Annotated in this window: 3 protein-coding genes; 2 read left to right on the top strand and 1 reads right to left on the bottom strand. The window is 54.4% G+C overall.

Annotation, left to right across the window (positions count from 1 at the left end):
- Positions 1-118: 118 nt before the first annotated feature.
- Positions 119-1093, bottom strand: coding sequence for a malate dehydrogenase (locus tag INT22_RS13365; protein ID WP_038486035.1), 975 nt, complete (start codon positions 1091-1093; stop codon positions 119-121).
- A gap of 268 nt (positions 1094-1361) precedes the next feature.
- Here INT22_RS13365 and INT22_RS13360 point away from each other — a divergent pair, with 268 nt between their 5' ends.
- Positions 1362-2453 carry an efflux RND transporter periplasmic adaptor subunit gene (locus INT22_RS13360; protein WP_193060834.1) on the top strand — a complete coding sequence of 364 codons (1092 nt, stop codon included), beginning with the start codon at positions 1362-1364 and terminating at the stop codon, positions 2451-2453.
- A partial coding sequence (locus INT22_RS21030) for an efflux RND transporter permease subunit (RefSeq protein ID WP_226912723.1) occupies positions 2437-3851 on the top strand: 1415 nt, incomplete at its 3' end. The genes INT22_RS13360 and INT22_RS21030, both read left to right, overlap by 17 nt.

The raw sequence follows: 3851 nt of genomic DNA, 5'->3' as shown, positions 1-3851 counted from the left end.
CGGCTTCGCCGGGCAAACAAAAAAACCCCGCAAGCACTTAGCTTGCGGGGTTTGGTATTACTGAGCATTGCTCTAAGAACAGTTTTTAGAACAGCTCAAAGAACGCTAGTAAACGTGCTTAGCCGAGCAGGTGCTCAACAGCCGCGCGCTCTTCACGCAGTTCTTTCTCGGTAGCCTGCATCTTCTCTTTGCTGAACGCGTCCAACTCAAAGCCTTGAACGATTTCATACTTGCCACCCTGACAACGAACTGGGTAGGAGTAGATTATGCCTTCTTCAATGCCGTAGCTGCCGTCAGACGGGATCGCCATGCTGACGATACCATCGCAACCCAGTGCCCAATCACGCATGTGATCAATGGCTGAAGACGCCGCAGACGCTGCAGAAGATGCGCCGCGTGCTTTGATAATCGCCGCACCGCGCTGCTGTACTGTCGGGATAAAGTCGTTTTCGTACCAGTCACGCTCGACCAGATCGAAGGCGGCTTTGCCGTCTACTTTGCACTGCGCCAGATCCGGATACTGGGTAGCACTGTGGTTGCCCCAGATAATCATGCTGTCAACGTCGGTAACGTGCTTGCCGGTTTTCTGAGCCAGCTGCGTCAGCGCACGGTTGTGGTCCAAACGCGTCATCGCAGTGAACTGGCCTGCATCGAGGTCCGGCGCATTGCAAGAAGCAATCAATGCGTTGGTGTTAGCCGGGTTACCGACAACCAGCACGCGCACGTCACGGCTAGCGTGATCGTTCAGCGCTTTACCTTGTACAGAGAAGATCGCGGCGTTGGCTTCCAGCAGATCTTTACGCTCCATACCCGGGCCACGCGGACGTGCACCTACCAGCAAGGCGAAATCGGCATCTTTGAAGGCAACGTTCGGATCATCAGTGGCAACGATGTCTTGTACCAGCGGGAAAGCACAGTCGTTAACTTCCATGACAACGCCATTCAGGGCGTCCATGGCTTGGGGAATTTCGAGAAGCTGGAGAATGACTGGCTGATCCGGCCCCAGCATATCGCCAGCGGCGATGCGGAAAATAAGAGAGTAGCTGATCTGGCCGGCACCGCCGGTAATCGCAATACGTACTGGATCTTTCATCATTGCTCCTTGATGGTTCGCCTAGGGTGGGTTCTCGCCTGAGAGTGGGACGACAGAACTCAAGACGCAAAGATGGTATGCCCAGATGTGCAAAAACTCAATCATACATGAGACTACTACCCATTCTCTCAGCGGCTTGGTACTCGCTGCCAGACGCCAGTTGCGCTATGGTGTGTCGGTCAGTAAGCCTTAACTCTTAGTACGGCCTACCCTTCAGCATGACTTGCCTTGTGTGATTTTTTTGGGTTAATACGGATATAACTACCCCATGCGACGAATCCCCTACTCTTACGCGCTTGCTAGCCTGCTGGTTCTGGCGCTTGTGATATGGCTAGCGGTTGGCGATTTCCAACGTTTCCAAAGCAGTCCACCTGATGTAGATACCACTGAACGCGACGCAACACCTCGTGTAGAGGTGATGACCCAGCAGAGCGCGCCCTATATTCCTAAGCACGTGCTGCAAGGCCAGCTAACTGCTGAAAAAGAAACACTGCTGCGCGCCAATGTAACTGGCTATGTCGCAGAAAAACCGGTGGCCCAAGGAGAAACCGTCAGCCGAGGCGAGACACTGCTGGTACTAGACAACGACGCGTTACCCCAACGTCTGCAGCAGGCACGTGATGAGTTAACGCTTGCTGAAGCGGAGTACGCCGGCGCCCAAAACCTGCGTCGCCGTGAGCTGATTTCTCAGCCAGAATTGCTGCGCCTGCAAAGTGCCTTAAGCGCCAGCGCCGCCCAGGTGGCTCAGTTAGAAAAGCAGTTAAGCGATACTCGCCCTACCGCGCCCTTTGAAGGCGTGCTGGACCGCGTCCAGGTTGAACTTGGCGACTTACTGCAACCAGGCGAAGAGTGGGCACGACTGATCGACGACCGACGCTTAATCGGCACCGCTTGGGTGGCTCAACAGCAAATCGGTGAGTTAAGCGTTGGCTTGCCTGTCACCGCGCGACTGCTCAATGGCCAGTCGCTTTCAGGCGAAGTGTCTTACATTAGTAGTCGCGCAGAAGAAGCCACTCGCACGTTCTATATCGAAGTAACGCTCGACAATCCAGACAGGCAACGCCTAGCAGGGAGCAGCGCTGAATTCACCATAACGCTGCCACCTCGCCAAGTGCATACCCTATCGCCTGCTCTCTTTAATCTGAACGAGCAGGGTCAATTAGCCATCAAGCACGTTGTTGAAAATAACCGCGTTGCCCAAACGGCGATTGAATTGGTCAGTGCTGATACCGAACGCGCCTACGTTACTGGCCTACCCAGCTCCGTGCAGTTGATCACCCTCGGCGCAGGTTTGGTCAACCCAGGCGACACCGTAACACCAGTGTCTACCCAGGAAGGTGGTCATGCGTCAGTTGATTAATGCGGCGCTAACCCACACGCGAACCACTCTGCTTCTCCTGGTTGGCTTGCTGCTGGCGGGTACAACCGCCTGGCAGATGATCCCCAAGGAAGCCAATCCAGACGTCACTATCCCGATTATATACGTCTCGCTTTCGCTGGAAGGCGTTAGCCCGGAAGATGGTGAGCGCCTGCTAGTTCGCCCAATGGAGCAGGAGCTGCGTGGAATCGAAGGGCTGCGCAAATTTACCGCCCAGTCTAGCGAAGGTCATGGGTCGGTAACGCTGGAGTTTGATCCTGGCTTTGATCCGGATACAGCGCTTTCTGATGTACGCGAACGCGTGGATATCGCCCGCAGTAGCTTACCGGATGAAGCGGACGAGCCTCGGGTCATGGAGGTTAACGTCTCTGAGTTTCCAGTGTTGAGCATCGGCCTTTCCGGCGAGTTGGATACTCGAGAACGGGTAACCATTGCGCGTCGCTTAAAAGAGGAAATAGAGGGCATTGCCGACGTTCTAGAGGTCGATATTGCTGGCGACCGCGAGGACTTACTCGAAATTGTCGTTGATCCACTGGTACTGGAAAGTTACGGCGTTGATTTTGATACGCTGTTTAATCAAATCTCACGCAATAATCGCCTAGTTGCTGCGGGCAGCTTGGATACCGGCGCCGGACGGCTAGCACTAAAAGTACCGGGCATTATCGAATCGTTAAACGATGTCATGGACATGCCGGTGAAAGTTGACGGCGACCAAGTGGTTACGTTTGGTGATGTTGCGTGGATTTTACCGACCTACAAAGATCCCGAAGGATTCGCCCGCATCGACGGCCAGCCAGCAGTAGTACTGGAAATTTCCAAGCGCGCGGGGGCGAATATCATCGCCACCATTGAAGCCGTAAGAGAACGCTTTGCCCAGGCAGGCGACCTACTGCCTGAACAGCTGCGTATTACCACGATTTTAGACGAGTCGGTTACCGTTCAAAACATGCTCTCTGAGCTGTTAAATAACGTACTCACCGCAGTGGTGCTGGTATTAATTGTTGTCGTAGCCGTGATGGGTTGGCGCATGGCGTTGCTGGTGGGCCTGACCATACCCGGCGCGTTTTTAACCGGCATTCTACTGGTTTGGGCATTTGGTTTTACGCTCAACATTGTGGTGTTATTTGCGCTGATCTTAGTGGCTGGCATGCTAGTGGATGGTGCGATTGTAGTCAGCGAGCTCGCTGACCGACACCTGCATGAGGGGCAGTCTCCCCACCAGGCTTGGCTGAATGCCGCAACACGCATGAGCTGGCCGGTTATTGCCTCTACCGCGACAACGCTTGCGGTATTTATACCACTGCTATTTTGGCCAGGCGTGGTAGGTCAGTTTATGAAGTACCTGCCTGCCACCGTCATCTTGTGCCTTCTTGCGTCGCT

The organism is Halomonas sp. 3D7M (genome assembly GCF_014897885.1).
GTDB lineage: Bacteria > Pseudomonadota > Gammaproteobacteria > Pseudomonadales > Halomonadaceae > Vreelandella.
Note: the sequence above shows the minus strand (reverse complement) of the source record. Positions and strands in the feature narration are given on the sequence as shown.

Coding starts and splice junctions, on each gene's coding strand:
- INT22_RS13365 (WP_038486035.1), bottom strand. CDS start 1,093: ATGAAAGATCCAGTACGTATTGCGATTACCGGCGGTGCCGGCCAGATC.
- INT22_RS13360 (WP_193060834.1), top strand. CDS start 1,362: ATGCGACGAATCCCCTACTCTTACGCGCTTGCTAGCCTGCTGGTTCTG.